This window comes from Gordonia sp. QH-12 (assembly GCF_001578675.1).
GTDB classification, from domain to species: Bacteria; Actinomycetota; Actinomycetes; order Mycobacteriales; family Mycobacteriaceae; genus Gordonia; species Gordonia sihwensis.
The window spans coordinates 42,157-60,994 of sequence record NZ_KQ969301.1; the positions used below are offsets into that span (position 1 = coordinate 42,157).

The following is an 18,838-nucleotide window of genomic DNA, read 5'->3' on the forward strand; positions in this document are numbered from 1 at the left end:
GGAAAGACGATGACCATCACCACAGATGATCTGGACGAACTGAAGGCGATCGCGGAGGCCGGTGCCGAGCAGCTCGGACCCGACGCCACCGCCGAGGAACTGCTGCGCTGGACCGCCGAGACCTTCGGCCCGCACTTCGTCATCGCGGCGAACATGCAGGACGCCGTACTGATCGACGTCGCCGACAAGGCGATCGAGGACAAGGAGGCCGTCGGCGGCAGGCTCAAGGCGCTGTTCCTCGACACCGGCTACCACTTCGCCGAGACCCTCGGCACCCGGGACGCCGTCGAGCAGGTCTACGACCTCGAACTGCTCAACATCACGCCCGAGCAGACGGTGCAGGAGCAGGACGAGCTGGTCGGCAGAAATCTGTTCGCCACCGACGCGGCCGAATGCTGCCGGCTGCGCAAGGTGGTCCCGCTGCGCGGTGCCCTGGCACCCTTCCGCGCATGGGTCACCGGTATCCGCCGAGTGGAGGCGCCCACCCGCGCGAACGCACCGTTGATCTCCTTCGACGAGGGCTTCGGCCTGGTCAAGATCAATCCGCTCGCCGCATGGAGCGACGAGCAGTTCCAGGACTACATCGACAGCCACGGCGTCCTGGTGAATCCGCTGGTCGACGAGGGCTATCCCTCGATCGGGTGCGAACCGTGCACCGTCAAACCAGCCGCCGGAGCCGATCCGCGCAGCGGCCGTTGGGCCGGCAGCGCCAAGACAGAATGCGGGTTGCACGCATGAGCATCATCGAATCGACAGACGTCCAGTCCGCCGTCGCGGACCGTGACGAACACCGTCCTGAGCGAGCGCAGCGAGACGAGGGATTCACCACGCTCGACGCCCTCGAGTCCGAGGCCATCCACATCTTCCGCGAGGTGGCGGGCGAGTTCGAGCGGCCGGTGATCCTGTTCTCCGGCGGCAAGGACTCGACGTTGCTGCTGCACCTGGCGCTCAAGGCCTTCTGGCCCGCGCCGCTGCCGTTCTCGCTGCTGCACGTGGACACCGGCCACAACCTGCCGGAGATCATCGAGTTCCGCGACGAGATCGTCGAACGTCACGGCCTGCGCCTGCACGTCGCGAGCGTCGACGAGTATCTGGCCGACGGCCGTCTCACCGAGCGGCCGGACGGCATCCGCAACCCGCTGCAGACCATCCCGCTGCTGGACGGCATCAGCGAGAACCGCTTCGACGCCGTGTTCGGCGGCGCCCGGCGCGACGAAGAGCGGGCCCGCGCGAAGGAACGCATCTTCTCGCTGCGCAACGCCTTCGGCCAGTGGGACCCGAAGCGTCAGCGTCCCGAACTGTGGAACCTCTACAACGGCAGGCACGCTCCGGGCGAGCACGTGCGCGTGTTCCCGCTGAGCAACTGGACCGAGCTGGACGTGTGGCGTTACATCGCCCGCGAGCAGGTGCTGCTGGCGCCGCTGTACTACGCGCATGAGCGCGAGGTGTACCAGCGCGACGGCATGTGGATGACCGCCGGGCCGTGGGGAGGACCGCGCGAGGACGAGACCGTCGAGACCCGGATGGTGCGCTACCGCACCGTCGGCGACGGCTCCACCACCGGTGCGGTGCTGTCCGAGGCCACCGACAACGAAGCCGTTCTGGCCGAGGTCGCCGCATCGCGGCTGACCGAACGCGGAGCCACCCGCGGCGACGACCGCGTCTCCGAGGCCGCCATGGAAGACCGCAAGCGCGAAGGATATTTCTGATGAAGCACTCCCCCGACCTTCTGCGCATCGCCACGGCCGGTTCCGTGGACGACGGCAAGTCGACCCTCGTCGGCCGCCTGCTGTACGACACCAAGTCGGTGCTCGCCGACCAGATCGACGCCGTCACCAAGGCCTCGGTGGACCGCGGCATGGACACCCCGGACCTGTCGCTCCTGGTCGACGGCCTGCGCGCCGAGCGCGAGCAGGGCATCACCATCGACGTCGCGTACCGCTACTTCGCGACCCCCGCCCGGTCGTTCGTCCTCGCCGACACCCCCGGCCACGTGCAGTACACGCGCAACACCGTCTCCGGAGCGTCTACCGCGCAGCTGGTGATCCTGCTGGTCGACGCCCGCAGCGGCGTCGTCGCCCAGACGCGTCGGCACGCCGCCGTGATGGCCCTGCTCGGCGTTCCGCGGCTGGTGCTCGCAGTCAACAAGATCGACCTCGTGGAGAACGCCGCCGAGGTGTTCGCCGAGATCTCGGCCGAGTTCAACCAGATCACCGCTTCGCTCGGCTACTCGCCCGAGCAGGTCCAGGAGATCCCGGTCTCGGCGCTCCACGGCGACAATGTCGCGATCCGCTCGGAGAACACGCCGTACTACGACGGTCCGACTCTGATCGAGCATCTGGAGACGGTGCCGAACGAGCTCGACCGCGGGCAGGTCGGACTCCGGTTCCCCGTGCAGTACGTGATCCGGCCGCGCACCCCCGAGTACCCGGATTACCGCGGCTACGCCGGTCTGGTGGCCGCGGGAAGCGTGTCGGTCGGCGACGAGATCGTCGTCCAGCCGTCCGGTCTGCGCTCGACGATCGCGAAGATCGACACCCCCGACGGCGAGCTGGACACGGCGCACGCCGGCCGGAGCGTCACGCTGCTGTTGACCGACGACATCGACATCTCGCGCGGCGATCTGATCGCCTCGGCGGCCGATGCGCCGGAGCCCGCGCAGCAGTTCACCACCACGGTGTGCTGGCTGTCGGAGAAGCCGCTGCGTGCCGGTGCCCGCCTGCTGTTGAAGCACGGCGCCAAGACCACGCAGGTGATCGTCGGCGGCCTCGACGCGCTCTTCGACGAGCAGAACCTCGCCCTGGTCGAGGCACCGGAGTCGATCGAGTTGAACCAGATCGGACGGGTCTCGCTGATGACCGCCGAGCCGATCCCGGCCGACGACTACTCGCGCAGCCGCGAGTCGGGCAGCTTCCTGTTGATCGATCCGCAGGGCGGCAACACCCTCGGTGCCGGCCTGGTCGGCGACGCGCTGGCGGCGCTCGAGCTGCCGTCGCCGGCCTTGGCGTGACCGCCCGGTCCGGATGACCACGCTCGTTCTCGCCGCGCACGGCAGTCGTGATCCGCGCTTCAGCGTCACCGCGCGCCGGGTGGCCGATGCGGTGCGCATCGCGCTGCCCGGCGTGACGGTGGAGCTGGCATACCTCGACCTGACCGCTCCGCTGCTCACCGATGTTCTCGGGTCCGTGTCCGGCGAAGTGGTGGTCGTTCCGTTGCTGTTCGGCGACGGCTACCACAGCAAGGTGGATCTGCCCGCGCTGATCGACGCGGCCCACGCCGCGAATCCCGCCGCGACCATCGTCCAGACTCCGGTCGTGGGCCGGCACTCCCCGGTTCCGGCGCTGGTCGAGCGGCTGTCGGAGGCCGGTGCCGGCCCTCGCGACGGCGTGCTGATGCTCGCCGTCGGATCGTCGGACGCCGGCAGCGACGCTTCGGTGATCGGACGCGGCCGCGAGCTCTCCGCAGCGCTCGGCCGGCCGGTACGCACGCTCTTCGCCACCCGTCTGGGCCGTGACGGCGCCGCCGTTCGGGAGACGGTCGACGCACTCCTGGCCGACGGCGCCGACCGCGTCGCGGTCAGTCCGTTGTTCCTATCGGCGGGCCTGTTGACCGATCGGGTGGAGCGGTATCTCGACGCGATGGACGTACCGATGGTCGTGGCCGGTCCTGTCGCCGACCACCCGTGTCTGGTGGACGCAGTCGCTCGCCTGTACACAGCCGCCGCGGTCGTCGTCGCGAGCTGACTCCCGAGTTCGCTTCCTCCGGGCCCCGGGAGTCTCGACACGCACACTCACTGCGTTCGCGCGCTGCTCGACAACCCTGCGAAGCCCGAGGCAACCCTGCGAGACCAGCCCGAGACAACCCTGCCAAACCCAGCCCGAGGCCACCCTGCCAAACCCAGCCCAAGGCCCGTCGAGTCGCGAGGAACGAAGTGACGAAGCGAATCGAGACATACGCACACGTCTCGACACGCACACTCACTACGTTCGCGCGCTGCTCGACAACCCTGCGAGGCCCGAGGCCACCCTGCGAGACCCAGCCCGAGGCCCGTCGAGTCGCGAGGAACGAAGTGACGAAGCGAATCGAGACATACGCGCGTCTCGACACGCACACTCACTGCGTTCGCGCGCTGCTCGACAACCCTGCAGACCCAGCCCGAGACAACCCTCAAACGGTCAGCCTTGGATGCGCATGGTCGAGTCGCCCCAGGCGGCGTCGCGGAGTTCGTTCTTGCGGATCTTGCCGGTCGACGTCTTCGGCAGATCGTCGACGAACTCCACCTCGCGCGGAGCCTTGTAGCCCGCGATCCGGCTCTTCACGTGTGCGATCACCTCGGCCTCGGTGAGCTGTTCGCCCGGCTTGCGCACCGCGTAGGCCTTCGGGCGCTCGCCCCACTTGTCGTCCGGCACGCCGACCACCGCGACGTCGACGATCGCGGGATGGCTCACCACCGCCTGCTCCACCTCGATGGTCGAGATGTTCTCACCGCCGGAGATGATGACGTCCTTGGCCCGGTCGAGGAGCTGCACGTAGCCGTCGGGATGCATCACGCCGAGATCGCCCGAGTGGAACCAGCCTCCGGCGAAGGCCTCGGCGGTGCGCTCCGGATCCTCGAAGTAACCCTTCATCACCACATTGCCGCGCATCACGATCTCGCCCATCATCACACCGTCGGGCTCCACATCCACCAGGGTCCCGTCCTCGGCGGGCTCCGGGAGAACGACGCGGAGCCGATCGGCGGTGATCATCCCGACGCCCTGCCGTGCCATGCGCACGGCCAGTTCCTCGCCCGACAGCGACGACCAGCTCGCGCTGGGCTCGCACACCGAGTACGGGCCGTAGGTCTCGGTGAGACCGTAGACGTGCACGAGCTCGATCCCCAGATTGCGGATCGCGCGAATGATCGTGGGGCTCGGCGGCGCCCCCGCGGTCGCGATGGTCAGGGGCCGGTCCATCCGGTGGGCCTCGCCCGCGGTGGCGAGTGTGGTCAGCACCGTCGGCGCGCCACTCATCTGGGTCACCAGTTCGGTGTCGATGAGACGCCACATGTCGTCGCCGCGAACCGCCCGCAGGCACACGTGCGTGCCCGCGACCGCCGTCACCGACCAGGGGCCGCACCAGCCGTTGCAGTGGAACATCGGCAGGGTCCACAGGTAGCGGGTGTCGATGCCGAATCCTTGGGTGAGCACGTTGCCCAGCGAGGCCAGGTACGCACCGCGATGGGTGTACATCACGCCCTTGGGCTCGCCGGTGGTGCCCGAGGTGTAGTTGATGCTGATCAGCGAGTTCTCGTCGTCGACCTCCCACGGGATCGGGCTGTCGGAGCCGCGTGCCGTCAGCTCGTCGTACCGCAGATCGCCCGCACCGGTGTACTCGCCGTCGACGCTCGGGGTCTCGACCACCTCGCGCACGGTCTCGAATTCCACGCCCGCGAGCGCCTCGAGGAACGGCGCGTCGCCGACCAGCAGACGTGCTCCCGAGTGATTGCAGATGTAGCGGACCTCGGCGGGTGCGAGACGGGTGTTGACCGCCACCAGCACGCCGCCGGCGAGCGGCACCGCGAAGTGCGCGACCAGCATCTCCAGCGAATTGGTCGCCAGATACGCCACTCGGTCGCCCTCTCCGATCCCAGAGGCACGCAGGGCTTGGGCCAGACGGGTCACCTCAGCCGCCAGCTCGCGGTACGTGCGTCGCCGACCGCCGTCGACGGCCGCCTCCTTGTCCGGATGCACCTCGACGGCACGGTCGAGGAATCGCAGGGGCGTCAGCGGGCTGTCGAGTCCGGATCGGGCGGGAAGCGTCATGGTGTGACCCCTTCGGGGAGTGGTGGTGCAGTGTGACCCGACCACCATAGTCCAATGACACTCAGTGCCACCATAGGTCCGAAGTCTTTGCGCCGAACGGTCGAACCCCTGCGATCTACGGCACTTCGTGCCGTACCGAATCCCTAGTCGGCCGAGAGTTGCGGCACTTTCGTGGCGCGCGCGAAGATGTCCTCGCCGGCCACCAGACGCAGGGCGTTCTGGTCACCGCGCGTGATCTGCGCGACGAACTCCTCGCCCGACGCCGCCGAGACCAGTTCCACGCGGGTCTCGAAGCCGAGATTCACCACGCGCTTCACCCGCGCCTTGATCACGCCGGTGTCCAGCGCGGTCTCGGCGGGCGGATAGACCATCTCGGCCGAGCGGCCGAGCCGGATGTCGTGCGGACGCACCAGTTCGCCGTTCAACCGCGAAATCGATCCGAGGAACGACGCGACGAAGACGTTGTCCGGCCGGTCGTACAGATCGTCGGGCTTGCCGACCTGCTCGATGCGCCCCTTGTTCAGCACCGCGATCCGGTCGGAGACGTCGAGCGCCTCCTGCTGGTCGTGTGTCACGAGGACCGTCGTCACGTGCACTTCATCGTGCAGCTGACGCAGCCATTTGCGCAGGTCCTCACGCACTTTGGCGTCGAGGGCGCCGAAGGGCTCGTCGAGCAGGAGCACCTGCGGATCAACGGCCAGAGCGCGGGCCAACGCCATCCGCTGACGCTGACCGCCCGAGAGCTGAGCCGGATAGCGCTTCTGAAAGACGGTGAGTCCGACGATGTCGAGCAGCTCGTCGACCTTCGCCTTGATCTCGTGCTTGGGACGCTTGCGGATCTTCAGGCCGAAGGCGATGTTGTCGCGGACAGTGAGGTGCTTGAACGCGGCGTAGTGCTGGAAGACGAACCCGATGTCGCGCTGCTGCGGCGACGCACCCGAGACGTCGACGCCGTTGATCCGTACCGTTCCCGAATCGAGCCGATCCAGACCCGCGATGGCGCGCAGGAGCGTCGACTTGCCCGATCCCGACGGGCCGAGCAGGGAGGTCAGGGATCCCTCCGGGATGTCGATGGAGACGTCGTCGAGGGCCGCGAAGTCGCCGTAGCGCTTGTTGGCGCCGATCACCGAGATGGACATGTCAGTTGTTCTCCTCGCCCGCGCCGACGGCCGTCGGCGCGTGGGCAGCCTCGTGTTCGTTCCGGTCCGCGGACACGGCCTTCATCGTCTCCGCGCTCGCATCCGCGAGCTTGCCCTTGGCCCGGCGCTCGATGAGCGTCATCACGACCAGGACGAGAATGGCGACCATCATGAGCAGGGTCGCCGCGGCGTACGCCCCGTACTCGTTGTAGTCGTCGGTGTACCTCGAGTTCACCAGCAGCGTCAGCGTCTGCGAGACTCCCGGGAAGTTCGACGACACCATCGTGACCGCGCCGAATTCGCCGAGCGCGCGGGCGATCGTCAGGACCACACCGTAGGTGAGACCCCATCGGACGGCGGGCAGTGTGATCCGGCTGAACGTCTGCCAGCCGGTGGCGCCGAGCGTCGCGGCGGCCTCCTCCTGCTCGGTGCCGATCTCGCGCAGCACCGGCTCCACCTCGCGGACGACGAAAGGCAGGGTGACGAAGATCGTGGCGAGCACCATGCCCGGGATCCCGAAGATGACGCGGAATCCGAGCGACTCGATGCCGCCGAACCAGCCCTCGGCGCCCCACAGGGCGATCAGCGCCACGCCGACCACCACCGGCGACACCGCGAACGGCAGATCGACCACCGCCTGCAGCACGCCCTTGCCCCGGAACCGGCCGCGCGCGAGGGCGAGAGCGGTCAGGACTCCGAAGATCACGTTGAGCGGCACCACGATCGCCACGATGAGCAATGTGAGCTGGAGCGCCGAGATGGCCGCCGGCGTGGTGATCCACTCCCAGAACTGCCCCAGCCCGTGCTCGAACGATCGCCAGAAGATCAGTCCGACGGGTACGACGAGCAGCACCGTCAGGTACAGCAGTGCGATGGATCGCAGCGTCAATCTGGTGAGACGAGAGACGATCATTCCGAGCCCTCCCGGCGGGTCTGGATCTTGGCCACGACACGCAGCAGGAACAGGACGACGAAGGCGATGACCAGCAATGCCACGGACACTGCGGCCGCGTTCACCGGCTCGTCGACCTCGATCTGCTGCTGGATGTACTGCGAAGCGACCTGCGTCTTGCCCGGGATGTTGCCGCCGATCAGAACCACCGAACCGAACTCGCCGATCGCGCGGGTGAACGCCAGTCCGGCACCGCTGAGGATCGCGGGCAGCAGCGCGGGCAGCACGATCCGCGACCAGATCACCCGATTGCCGGCGCCCAGGACCGCGGCCGCCTCCTCCACCGAGGTGTCGAGTTCCATCAAGACCGGCTGCACCTGCCGGACGACGAAGGGCAGCGTCACGAAGGTCAGCGCGAGGACGACGCCCGGCTGAGTGGCCGCCAGGTGGATGTCGAAGGGACTGTTGGGCCCGTAGAGGGCGAGCAGCACCAGGCTGGCGACGATCGTGGGCAGCGCGAAGGGCAGGTCGATGATGGCGTTGACGACACCCTTGCCCGGGAACTCGTCACGCACCAGCACCCAGGCGATCACGGTGCCGAACAGCACGTTGACGACGCCGACGATCAGCGACACCACGACGGTGATGCCCAGCGCCTGCAGCGCCGCCGGATCGGTGATGCCGTCCCAGAATCCGCCCGCGCCGTCGTCGAAGGCCTGAGCGGCGATCGCGGCGAGCGGAAGCAGCACGATGATGCTGAGCCACAGCCCGGTGATCCCGAGCGAGAGCGGTCCGTCGGGCCGCCATCCGCGGCGCGGCGCGAAGTCCTGGGTCTCGTGAGAGACGCGCTCGGTGGTCACCGTCCGGCCTCCCGCGCGTAGATCTCGCTGATGTCGCCGCCGTTGCCGAACAACTGCTTGTCGACCTTCTTCCAGCCGCCGAGATCGGCGACGGTCCACTCCTTGCGGATGTCTCCGGGGAACAGGTGGGCGGTCTGCCGCGCGACGTCCGGATCCACCGGCCGGAACCCCGCCTCGGCCCACAGCTTCTGGCCCGGGGTCGAGAACAGGTACCTGACGAAGGCCCGCGCGGCGGCCGGATCGGTGCTCGTGTTGACCACCGCGACCGGATTCTCGATCTTGAAGGTGACCGAGGGCACGATGTAGTCGATGCGGTCGGCCGGCGGCGAACTCGCATTCTTGCGGGACAGCATGATCGCCTCGTTCTCATAGCTGATGAGGACGTCGCCCTGCCCCTGCTGGAAGGCCGAGGTGGCCTCGCGTCCGGACTTCGGCAGCACCTTCACATGATCGCGGACCAAGGCACTGACGTAATCCAGCCCGGCCTGCGGGTTCCGGCCGCCGTCGCTCTTGGCCGCGTACGGAGCGAGCAGGTTCCACTTCGCGGACCCGGAACTGCCCGGGTTCGGCGTCACCACTTCGATGCCTGGCCGCAGGAGATCGTCCCACGTATGGATGTTCTTGGGGTTGCCCTGGCGGACGACGAGCGCGACCACCGACCCGAAGGGAATCGAATCGTTCGGCGCCTGCTGCTGCCAGTCCTCATCGACGACACCGGCGTCGACCAGCCGGGTGATGTCGGGCTCCACGGAGAAGTTGACCACGTCGGCCGGCAGACCGCGGGCCACCTTCCGCGACTGGTCGCCGGACGCGCCGTACGACTGGGAGAAGCCGACGTCGTGACCTTCCGGCGTCGCGCGGAAACCGGGAATCACCATGTCGAAGCCGACCTTGGGGGTCGCGTAGGCCACCAGGTTGAGATGCCTGCTTCCCGAGGAGATGTCGATGCCGTCGGGACGGTCGGTGGATCCGCCGCCGCACCCGGCCAGCGCGGCGACGAGTGCCAGCGCGACCGTCACGCATGCCGCCTTGAGGACTGCGCGCTGAAGAGTTCCCGTGCTCACCCGAAGAACCTAACCACCGCGCCGGGCCGCTCTCAACGCCGCGATTCGTGTCTCCGCGAGGGTGGTGACGCGGCGTCGAGGTTGTGCTAGCGGAGGATCAGCCAGGCGAGCAACACGAGAACGAGCAGTGCCACCAGAGCAATCGTGACCTTGGAACGAAACATCGCGTCAGATACCCAATCCGTGATCGTCGTCGGCCTCCGCGCGGCCGAGCTTCGAGAAGAGTCGTCCGACCAGGTAGTTCACCCCGGACGCGACGAGCGTGGCCAACGGCACCAGCACCACGGCGGTGACGATGAGCTGCGGGACGAAGGGCAGACCGGTGAGCCACTCCTCGACCCCGTCCCACCAGGACAGAACGCCGTTCACCGCTCGATCACCTCATCTGCACTCGCACTCGCGCGGTTTCGCCCACACTGATTTGAAACCCTACTCGCCGGGTGCCTGCGACGGGGGTCACGCCACTGCCCCGGCACCGCCGCGCTAGGCGAGCCCACGGCGGAGCAGCAGCGGTTCGATCCGGGCGCTGTGGCCGATCATGGCGGCATGCGCGGCGACCGGATCGACGCTGTCGCCGCGCGACAGCACCGCCTCGGCGAACGCCGCTCCCAGTTCCGGTCTGAGACCGCCGCCCGCCAGGAACCACTGCTCGGTCTCGGCGTCGAGGATCTCCGACCAGATGTACGAGTAGTACGCCGACGAGTAACCGCCGCCGAAGACGTGGTTGAAGTACGTGCTGCGGTACCGGGGCGGGATCAGGTCGGTTGCCAGCCCGGCATCGGAGAGTGCGCGGCGTTCGAACTCCAGCACGTCGTCGGGGATCTCGTCCTCGGCGAGCCGGTGCCATGCGAGGTCGAGCGCGGCGGCGGCGAGGTACTCGACGGTGGAGTGCGCCGATTCGGTTCCGGTCGCGCCGCGGACTGCGTCGATGAGCTCGGCCGGCGCGGGTTCACCGGTGAGGTGGTGACGCGCGTAGCCTGCCACCACCTCCGGGTGCAGCGCCCACATCTCATTGACCTGCGACGGGAATTCGACGAAGTCCCGCGGCACGCAGGTTCCGGACTGGGAGACGTAGTCGACCGCCGACAGCAACCCGTGGATCGCATGTCCGAACTCGTGGAACAGCGTCGTGAGTTGGTCGAGGGAGAGCAGACACGGACGGCCCGGCTCGGGACGGGTGAGGTTCAGGACGTTGACCACGATCGGCGCCGTGCCGAGTTGCCGGGACTGGTCGACGATGTTGTTCATCCAGGCGCCGCCCCGCTTGGACGGCCGGGCGAAGTAGTCGCCGAGGAACAGCCCGATCCCGGTGCCGTTGCGGCTCACCTCCCACACCCGGACGTCGGGATGGTAGCCGGCGAGGTCGTCGCGCTCGGCGAAGCTCAACCCGTAGAGGCGTCCGGCCGCGGCGAAGACCCCGTCGGTGATGACGGTGTCCAGCTCGCAGTAGTCCGCGAAGCCGTCGATGTCGATCGGCTCGGCGGAGCCGGCGGCACGGGCCCGCTGCTCGGCGGCGAGCCAGTAGGTCACATCGGCCGCACCGAGCGGACCGCCGGCGAGTGCGGCCAGGCGCGCGAGCTCATCGTCGGCGGCCTTCATCGCCGCGGCGCCGAGCCGAGCCAGGAGATCGGCGACAGACTGCGGCGACGGCGCCGTCTCTTCGGCGATCACGTACTCGGCGTGGTTCGCGTAGCCGAGCAGGGCCGCGCGCCGAGCGCGCAGCCGGACGATCTCGAGGATCGACTCCCGGGTGTCGTGGGCGTTGCCGCGGGCACACCGGACCGCGGAGGCGTCGAAGACGCGGCGACGCGCGGCGGGGTCGGTGAGCTTGGCGACCGTCGCCTGACTGGTCGGGAGTTCGAGGGCCACCAGGTAGCCGTCTCGACCGGCGTCGGCCGCAGCGCGGGCAGCCGCGGCGATCTCCGAGGGCGACAGCCCGTCGAGGTCCGCGGCGTCCTCGAAGTGCACGGCCGAATCGTTGGTGTCGTCGAGCAGGTGCTGGCCGAAGTCGGTGGTCAGCGTCGCCAGTCGGGCGGAGATCTCCCGCATCTGTTCCTGCCCCGCCTCGTCGAGGGCCGCGCCGGACCGGATTGCGTCGCGATACCGCTGCTCCAGCAGGCGCGTCTGCGCCTCGTCGAGGTCGAGTTCGGCGCGACGCTCGTACAGCTCGGCGATGCGCGCGAAGAGCGCGGAGTTCAGCGCGATCGCGTTGGCGTGCTCAGTGAGGCGCACCGCGAGGACCTGCGCGATCTTCGCGCGCTGCGGATTGCTGTCGGGCCCCTCGAGATTGAAGAAGATCCCGTTCACCCGGGCCAGCGACCGTCCCGACGCCTCCAGCGCGGCCACCGTGTTGTCGAAGGTCGGGGCCTGCGTCGAGTCCGCGATCGCGTCCACCTCGGCGCGATGCTCGGCGAGCGCGATGTCGTACGCGGGCAGGAAGTGGTCGTCGGAGATCGACGCGAAATCCGGAAGCCCGTACGGCAGCGGCGAGTCGGCGAGAACCGGCGACGTCGTGGCCGCCACTACTTGCCCTTCGGCTTATCGCCGAGTTCGTCGGTGGACAGCGCGGCGACGAAGGCCTCCTGCGGAACCTCGACCCGCCCGATCGTCTTCATCCGCTTCTTGCCCTCCTTCTGCTTCTCGAGCAGTTTGCGCTTGCGGCTGATGTCGCCGCCGTAGCACTTGGCCAGCACGTCCTTGCGGATCGCGCGGATGTTCTCGCGGGCGATGACCTTCGACCCGATGGCGGCCTGAATCGGGACCTCGAACTGCTGGCGCGGAATCAGGTCCTTGAGCTTGAGTGCCATCCGGTTGCCGTAGGAGTACGCCGAGTCCTTGTGGACGATCGCGCTGAACGCGTCGACGGCTTCGCCCTGCAGCAGGATGTCGACCTTCACCAGATCGGCCTGCGCCTCTCCCGACTCCTCGTAGTCGAGGCTGGCGTAACCGCGGGTGCGCGACTTGAGCGAGTCGAAGAAGTCGAAGATGATCTCCGCCATCGGCATCGTGTAGCGCAGTTCGACGCGGGTCTCCGACAGGTAGTCCATGCCGCCGAGCTCGCCGCGGCGCGACTGGCACAGCTCCATGATCGCGCCGATGAACTCACTGGGCGCGATCACCGTGGTCTTGACCATCGGCTCGAAGATCTGGCTGGTCTTGCCGGTGGGCCAGTCGGACGGATTGGTCACGATGTGCTCGGTGCCGTCGTCCATCACCACGCGGTACACCACGTTGGGCGCGGTGGAGATCAGGTTGAGGTCGAACTCCCGCTCCAGCCGCTCGCGAGTGATCTCCATATGCAGCAGGCCGAGGAAGCCGCAGCGGAAACCGAAGCCGAGCGCCACCGACGTCTCGGGCTCGTACGTCAGGGCCGCATCGTTGAGCTGGAGCTTCTCGAGTGCCTCGCGCAGGACCGGGTAGTCGGACCCGTCGACGGGATACAGACCCGAGTAGACCATCGGACGCGGCTCGCGGTAACCGGTGAGCGGCTCGTCGGCGCCGTTGCGAGCGGTGGTGACGGTGTCACCGACCTTCGACTGCCGGACGTCCTTGACGCCGGTGATGAGATAGCCCACCTCGCCGACGCCGAGACCCGCGCTGGCCTTCGGCTCCGGCGAGACGATGCCGACTTCGAGCAGCTCGTGCGTCGCGCCGGTCGACATCATCGCGATCTTCTCGCGCGGGACGATGCGTCCGTCCACCACGCGGACGTACGTGACCACACCGCGGTAGGTGTCGTACACCGAGTCGAAGATCATCGCCCGGGCCGGCGCATCGGGGTCGCCGACGGGGGCGGGGATCAGACGGACCGCCTCGTCGAGCAGTTCCGGCACGCCCACGCCGGTCTTGCCGGAGACGCGGAGCACCTCCTCGGGTTCGCAGCCGACGATGTGCGCGATCTCCGCCGCGTAGCGGTCGGGGTCGGCCGCGGGCAGGTCGATCTTGTTGAGCACCGGGATGATGGTGAGGTCGTTCTCCATCGCCAGGTACAGGTTCGCCAGCGTCTGCGCCTCGATCCCCTGGGCGGCGTCCACCAGCAGGATCGCACCCTCGCACGCTTCGAGCGCGCGGGAGACCTCGTAGGTGAAGTCGACGTGACCGGGGGTGTCGATGAGGTGCAGCACGTACTCCTCGTCGCCCACCTTCCACGGCAGCCGGACGTTCTGCGCCTTGATGGTGATGCCGCGCTCGCGCTCGATGTCCATGCGGTCGAGGTACTGCGCGCGCATCTGCCGTTCCTCGACGACGCCCGTCAGCTGCAGCATCCGATCGGCGAGGGTGGACTTGCCGTGGTCGATGTGCGCGATGATGCAGAAGTTGCGGATCTTTGCGGGATCGGTGAACGTCTTGTCGGCGAAGCTGGGAATCTCACTCACTCCTTGCGCGGCGGGCCCGGGTGAAGCCCGGTGCAGATCACCCTCCAGTTTCGCACGACACCGGCCGGCAGTTCACCCCGCCGCCCCGCGCGAGGCGGGCCGCCGCAGGCCCGACGGCCCGCAGCGCGGCCGCACCACCGATTAGGCTCGACGCATCATGGGTACGGACAGGCGATGACTGACAACGAGTTCACGGTGGAGACGGCGACGGTCGCGGCGGACGTGACGTGCCCGGACGAACCCCGCGGACTGGTGATCCTCGCGCACGGAGCGGGCGCCGACCGCCGGGCCGCGATCCTGCGGGCGGTCGGCGGCGCCCTGGCCGCCCGAGGACTGGCGGTCGCGCGCATCGATCTGCCGTACCGGCAGGACCGGCCCAAGGGTCCGCCGTCACCGTCGAAGGCGGCCCGAGACCGCGACGGCATCCGCGAGGCGGTGGCCGAGCTGCGGTCCGCGGCTCCCGGCCCGCTGATCGTCGGCGGACACTCGTACGGCGGACGTCAGGCGTCGATGGTGGCGGCCGAGGACCCGGATCTGTTCGACGGGCTGTTGCTCACTTCGTACCCACTGCATCCGCCCGGGAAACCCGACCGCATGCGGACCGACCATCTCCCCGCGATCACCGTGCCGACGCTGATCGTGCACGGCCGCAGCGACGCCTTCGGAACGTCGCAGGAGTTCGCCGAGGCGATAGACCTGTTCGGCGGTCCGGTGCGAGTGCTCGAAGTGGAGCGGGCCGATCACAGCCTCAAACCCGACCGGAGCGGCGTCGCCGACCTGACGGCCGATGCGGTCGACGCATGGCTCCTGCCCGCGGCCGCCGAGCGCGCGGAACGACGATGAGCAGCGCACCGCGGCACCCGGCCCGCTGCCGTCGACCGGACGTTCCCACTGCGCCGGCGAAGTCCGCTTCCTGACCGGTCAGCGCATCAGCCGGCGCCGCACCCGCCGCACGAGATCAGCCGCGCGGGTGGTCAACGCGGGACTGCGGTCGGGCACCGGACCGGTCTTCGCCCACAGTGCGATCGCATCGAGCGCGGCGTCGACGACGTCGCCGTCGGTGACAGCGGCGAACTCGTCCCCCGCGGTGGCGGTCACTCGAAGGTCCTGAACTGTTCCGGAGACCGGATGTCCGCGCCGGACGAGTTCGGCGACCATCTCCTCCGACTTCCTCGCGGCCCAGGCCGCCTGCGGCCCGGTCAGCCCCTCAGGCCGGCCGTCGCGCGTCGCGAACAGGTAGTCGCCGATCAGAACGCCTTTGACGAGACGCTCGTACCGGCGCCATTCGATGTCCTCGGGCTGCAGCCGGCCGTTCAGCCTGCGCAGCAGTTCGGTCTGCGCCGCCGACAGTGACTTGTTGCTGCTGGGCACCTCCTCGGGCAGGTCGGCCGGATCCATGCCGAGCGCGCGGACGAAGCGCTCCCACAGACCGTCGCCGTCGCTCGCGGTTCCGGGCGCCGGAACGGTGACGATGTGAACGCGTTCGGGACCGACCACCTCCGACCAGTCCGCAGTGATCCGCCGGTAGTCCTGGAACTCCCAGAACGGTTCCTGATCGGGGCCGGCGTGGTCGTCGGAGATCGACTCGACGAACTCGTCGAGCGTCGCCTGTCGCTGATTCTTGACGTTCTCCTGCCAGACCGATGGGACCTGTCTGGCCAGATCGCGCACCGTGAGCACGGCGTGCACCTCGTCTGCGAAGCTCAGGTCGGCCACCAGGCGCCGGATGTGCTCCGGACCGGCGTTGGCGAACAGCTCGTGCGAGACGAGGGACGAGCCGCGCCAGGCCCGCATCTGTGCGACCATCGACGGCCACACGCCGGCGTGTGCGGGATCGGCCCAGTCGAGGTAGCGCTCGGGCTGCAGGTGGGCCGCGGCGTGGAAGTGGTCGTCGATCCGGTTGCCCGGATAGAGCAGCCCGGCCCGGGCGAGGGCGTGGTCGCGGTTGCGCCACAGCCGATCCTGAACGTGCGTGGTTCCGGTCTTCGGCAGACCTACGTGGACATAGACGACTGACATAGTGCTTCCACTGTAGGCAGCGGTGCGGACCGCCGGATGACGCTCGCACCTCGGGTGCGGGCGATTTTGGCGCTTCCTGCGACGCTGGTATCGTTGACCGCTGTTGCGATGGACGCTGGCCGATGACCGGACCGCTCTGTCGCCGATGGGTACAAACGACAGTCGGCCGAGGGCCGCACAGGACGCCAGAAGAGGACATCGCGTGGCTAATATCAAGTCTCAGATCAAGCGGAACAAGACCAACGAGAAGGCACGTCAGCGCAACCAGTCGATCAAGTCGGCCCTGCGTACCGCCATCCGCAACTTCCGCGAGACGGTCGCCTCGGGCGACAAGGACAAGGCCGCCGAGCTGCTCGTCACGACCAGCCGTCAGCTGGACAAGGCTGCGTCGAAGGGCGTCATCCACAAGAACCAGGCCGCCAACAAGAAGTCGGCCATGGCTCTCGCGGTCAACAAGCTCTGACGCCGGGCGGCCTTCGGGCCGCTCCGCTTCGTTCTGCTGAGCGAGGCCACAACAGAATCACACTTTCGCAAACACCTCGATGACGGGCCACGGAGTCATCGAGGTGTTTGTCGTCGCACGCTTCCGGGTCCCGATCTCGCGCGACGGTGGCCGACGCGGAGACACACCGCCTATCGCCGGCGCGGACGCAGACGCGCCACAGTGGCGACCGCGTGCTCCAATGCGTAATCGGGATCGGCGGCCTGTCCCTTGACGGCACCGTTGAGGTCGGCGACCACGAGCACCGCCTCGCCGATCGACGCCGAATCCCAGGCTCGAGCCTGGGTCTGGATCTTCCCGACCCGGCCGGGCGACATCCCGAGCTCCGAGGCGAGGGAGTACTTGTCGCCGCCGCCCATCGACCGGACCCGCGCGATGGCGTGCACCGCCTCCGCGAGCGCGTCCGCGAGCAGAACACGCGCGGTGCCGTGGTGTTCGGCCCAGGCGAGCGATTCGAGCGCGCCGGCGAGGTCACCGGTCACGGCCTTGTCCGCGACCTCGAAGCCCGTCACCTCGGGACGCCCGGTGTAGTAGAGCCGAACGGCGGCGGCGTCGACCTTGTTGCCGGTGTCGGCGACCAACTGGTGGCAGGCGGCCGAGAGCTCCCGCAGATCCGACCCCACCATTTCGGTGACCAGTTCCACCACCTCGGCGCTGACCCGGGCGCCGAGCGCGCGGAACTCCGCGCGCACGAAGTCCATCCGCTCCGACGGCCACTTGGGCGCCGCGCACGCGAACTCCTGGGCCCCGGCCTTCTTCAGTTCACCCACCATCGACTTCTGCCTGCCGCCGCCGGTGTGCACCACCATCAGCGTGATGCCCTCGGGCAGCGCCTTGGCGGACGCGGTGATGAGCGCCGCGGGCTCCTTGCCCGCATCCGCGGCGGACTGCACCACGACAATGCGTTCCTCGGCGAACAGCGACGGACTCAACAGTTCAGCCAACTCCGGCGCGGTGACTTCACCGGCGCGGACGCGGGTGACCGGTACGTCGACCCCCGCCTCGCGACTGCGCTCGGCCGAGACCTTCGAGATGACGCGCCCGGTCAGGAAGTCGTCGTCTCCGAGTAGCAAGTACAGCCGATCGCTCACATCGAACATGGTGCCAGACACCCCGGACACGACCGCGGCTGCGCCACCCCAGCACGCCGGCCGCGCCGAGGACCAGCACCGTGACCGCGGTCGGTCCCGGCACGGTCAGCGTGGACCACCGCGGCCCTCCCAGCCAGTCGGCGACCGCGATCAACCACCTCGTCGGCGGACCCGCGGCGCGCACCAGCAGTTCGGCGAGAACGGTGGTCGGTCCGTAGCGCGGTCCGAGCCCGCCGATCACCGCCGCCGCCGTGCCCAGCAGTCCGGCGATGCCCACGACCGGCACCGCCAGCAGATTCGCCGGAACCGACAGGAGGTTCACCGTGTCGGTGACGGCGATCAGCAACGGCGTGGTGAGCACCTGTGCGGCGAGGGTCATCGACAACAGCGTCGCCGGCGCTTCGGGGACCCCGCGACGCACGAGCGCCGAGCGGATCGGCACCGACCACAGCACCAGCCCGAGCGTCGCGACCACCGACAGCGCGAACCCGGGAGCGAGCGCCATCTGAGGCCACAGCAGGGTCACCACGATCACCGCCGTCCCGAGAGCGGGGAGCGCCTGAGCCCGTCGCGAGCCCAGACCCGCAGCCAGGCCCACCGACCCCATCACCGCCGCTCGCAGCACACTGTCGGTGGGGCGGACCAGGATCACGAAACCGATGATCGCGAGGCCGCCCAGTATCGCCACCGTGCGCTCGGACGCTCCGCACGACCGGACGCCGAGAATCACGGCGCCGCACACGAGCGCGAAATTGCTGCCTGTGATTCTTCGCTAGGGATTGTATCGGTTGGAGGGTTCTACGGCTGCCACTCCATCACTGGTCGTCCTGCTCCGTCGCGCCTCCCCTGCCACTCGTACGTCGCGTCGTCCCCGAGGTCTGGTGGCCCACCGTCGACGCTCGGGGTGAGCACTGGCAGTCGTAGCGTCTCGTCGGGGTCGGCGTCGATGGTGCGGCCGTCGTGCGGTCCGCCGTACAGGGTGACGAGCATGCGGAGAAGTATGCCGGAGACGAGAATCGCCGCCGACCCTCCCGAAGGCAGGCGGCGGCGATTGAGTCAGTCTTACTCGCAGGCGACTCCGTCGCCGTCGC

18 protein-coding genes are annotated in these 18,838 nt (G+C 68.7%); 6 read left to right on the plus strand and 12 right to left on the minus strand.

Going from position 1 to position 18,838, the window contains the following annotated elements:
• Window positions 1-9: 9 nt before the first annotated feature.
• Genes Y710_RS15870 through Y710_RS15885 form a run of 4 tightly spaced genes read left to right on the plus strand, consistent with a single transcriptional unit; the run spans window position 10 to window position 3,743 of the window.
• Window positions 10-738 carry a phosphoadenylyl-sulfate reductase gene (locus Y710_RS15870; RefSeq protein ID WP_062367879.1) on the plus strand — a complete coding sequence of 243 codons (729 nt, stop codon included), beginning with the start codon at window positions 10-12 and terminating at the stop codon, window positions 736-738.
• Window positions 720-1,709: a sulfate adenylyltransferase subunit CysD gene (gene cysD / locus Y710_RS15875; RefSeq protein WP_006897631.1), complete on the plus strand. Its 990-nt coding sequence runs from the start codon at window positions 720-722 to the stop codon at window positions 1,707-1,709. The genes Y710_RS15870 and cysD overlap by 19 nt, the downstream gene beginning before the upstream one ends.
• Window positions 1,709-3,010, plus strand: coding sequence for a sulfate adenylyltransferase subunit 1 (locus tag Y710_RS15880; protein WP_006897630.1), 1,302 nt, complete (start codon window positions 1,709-1,711; stop codon window positions 3,008-3,010). The genes cysD and Y710_RS15880 overlap by 1 nt, the downstream gene beginning before the upstream one ends.
• Window positions 3,011-3,023: 13 nt before the next feature.
• Entirely contained in the window at window positions 3,024-3,743 is a 720-nt protein-coding gene (locus Y710_RS15885) for a sirohydrochlorin chelatase (RefSeq protein ID WP_006897629.1), read from the plus strand.
• A 432-nt stretch (window positions 3,744-4,175) separates the two neighbouring features.
• On the opposite strand, the gene Y710_RS15890 is transcribed toward Y710_RS15885, so the two are convergent.
• The 8 genes from Y710_RS15890 to lepA all read right to left on the minus strand — a co-directional run bounded on the left by Y710_RS15890 (window position 4,176) and on the right by lepA (window position 14,135).
• Window positions 4,176-5,804, minus strand: a complete 1,629-nt coding sequence (locus Y710_RS15890) for an AMP-binding protein (protein WP_062367880.1) — start codon at window positions 5,802-5,804, stop codon at window positions 4,176-4,178.
• A gap of 143 nt (window positions 5,805-5,947) precedes the next feature.
• Window positions 5,948-6,943, minus strand: a complete 996-nt coding sequence (locus tag Y710_RS15895; RefSeq protein ID WP_006897627.1) for a sulfate/molybdate ABC transporter ATP-binding protein — start codon at window positions 6,941-6,943, stop codon at window positions 5,948-5,950.
• 1 nt (window position 6,944) lies between these two features.
• Entirely contained in the window at window positions 6,945-7,856 is a 912-nt protein-coding gene (gene cysW / locus Y710_RS15900) for a sulfate ABC transporter permease subunit CysW (protein WP_062367881.1), read from the minus strand.
• Window positions 7,853-8,611, minus strand: coding sequence for a sulfate ABC transporter permease subunit CysT (gene cysT, locus Y710_RS15905; RefSeq protein ID WP_231650270.1), 759 nt, complete (start codon window positions 8,609-8,611; stop codon window positions 7,853-7,855). Before cysT ends, cysW begins: the two co-directional genes overlap by 4 nt.
• Before the next feature lie 80 nt (window positions 8,612-8,691).
• Complete coding sequence (locus Y710_RS15910; protein WP_062367882.1) at window positions 8,692-9,759, minus strand: sulfate ABC transporter substrate-binding protein; 1,068 nt, start codon at window positions 9,757-9,759, stop codon at window positions 8,692-8,694.
• 168 nt (window positions 9,760-9,927) lie between these two features.
• Complete coding sequence (locus tag Y710_RS15915) at window positions 9,928-10,128, minus strand: hypothetical protein (RefSeq protein WP_006897623.1); 201 nt, start codon at window positions 10,126-10,128, stop codon at window positions 9,928-9,930.
• A gap of 114 nt (window positions 10,129-10,242) precedes the next feature.
• A complete protein-coding gene (locus Y710_RS15920) occupies window positions 10,243-12,282 on the minus strand; it encodes a M3 family metallopeptidase (protein ID WP_062367883.1) in 2,040 nt (679 codons plus the stop codon).
• Window positions 12,282-14,135 carry a translation elongation factor 4 gene (gene lepA, locus Y710_RS15925; RefSeq protein ID WP_006897621.1) on the minus strand — a complete coding sequence of 618 codons (1,854 nt, stop codon included), beginning with the start codon at window positions 14,133-14,135 and terminating at the stop codon, window positions 12,282-12,284. Before lepA ends, Y710_RS15920 begins: the two co-directional genes overlap by 1 nt.
• Window positions 14,136-14,309: 174 nt before the next feature.
• On the opposite strand from lepA, the gene Y710_RS15930 reads away from it, so the two are divergent.
• The gene (locus Y710_RS15930; RefSeq protein ID WP_006897620.1) at window positions 14,310-14,978 is read left to right on the plus strand and encodes an alpha/beta hydrolase family protein; all 669 of its coding nucleotides are present in this window, start codon (window positions 14,310-14,312) and stop codon (window positions 14,976-14,978) included.
• Window positions 14,979-15,056: 78 nt separating this feature from the next.
• On the opposite strand, the gene Y710_RS15935 is transcribed toward Y710_RS15930, so the two are convergent.
• The gene (locus tag Y710_RS15935; RefSeq protein WP_062367884.1) at window positions 15,057-16,154 is read right to left on the minus strand and encodes a hypothetical protein; all 1,098 of its coding nucleotides are present in this window, start codon (window positions 16,152-16,154) and stop codon (window positions 15,057-15,059) included.
• A gap of 202 nt (window positions 16,155-16,356) precedes the next feature.
• Between Y710_RS15935 and rpsT the strand changes: the two genes are divergently transcribed.
• Window positions 16,357-16,617 (plus strand): 30S ribosomal protein S20, encoded by a 261-nt coding sequence (gene rpsT / locus Y710_RS15940; protein ID WP_006897618.1) that lies wholly within the window; start codon window positions 16,357-16,359, stop codon window positions 16,615-16,617.
• Window positions 16,618-16,787: 170 nt separating this feature from the next.
• Here the strand turns inward: rpsT and holA are convergent, their stop codons facing one another.
• From holA to Y710_RS15950, 3 genes are read right to left on the minus strand one after another with little or no spacing between them, the layout of a single operon-like run.
• Entirely contained in the window at window positions 16,788-17,729 is a 942-nt protein-coding gene (gene holA / locus Y710_RS19175; RefSeq protein ID WP_082084083.1) for a DNA polymerase III subunit delta, read from the minus strand.
• The gene (locus Y710_RS18575; RefSeq protein WP_269449341.1) at window positions 17,617-18,513 is read right to left on the minus strand and encodes a ComEC/Rec2 family competence protein; all 897 of its coding nucleotides are present in this window, start codon (window positions 18,511-18,513) and stop codon (window positions 17,617-17,619) included. Before Y710_RS18575 ends, holA begins: the two co-directional genes overlap by 113 nt.
• Before the next feature lie 32 nt (window positions 18,514-18,545).
• Entirely contained in the window at window positions 18,546-18,737 is a 192-nt protein-coding gene (locus tag Y710_RS15950) for a hypothetical protein (protein ID WP_062367885.1), read from the minus strand.
• Window positions 18,738-18,838 lie beyond the last annotated feature (101 nt).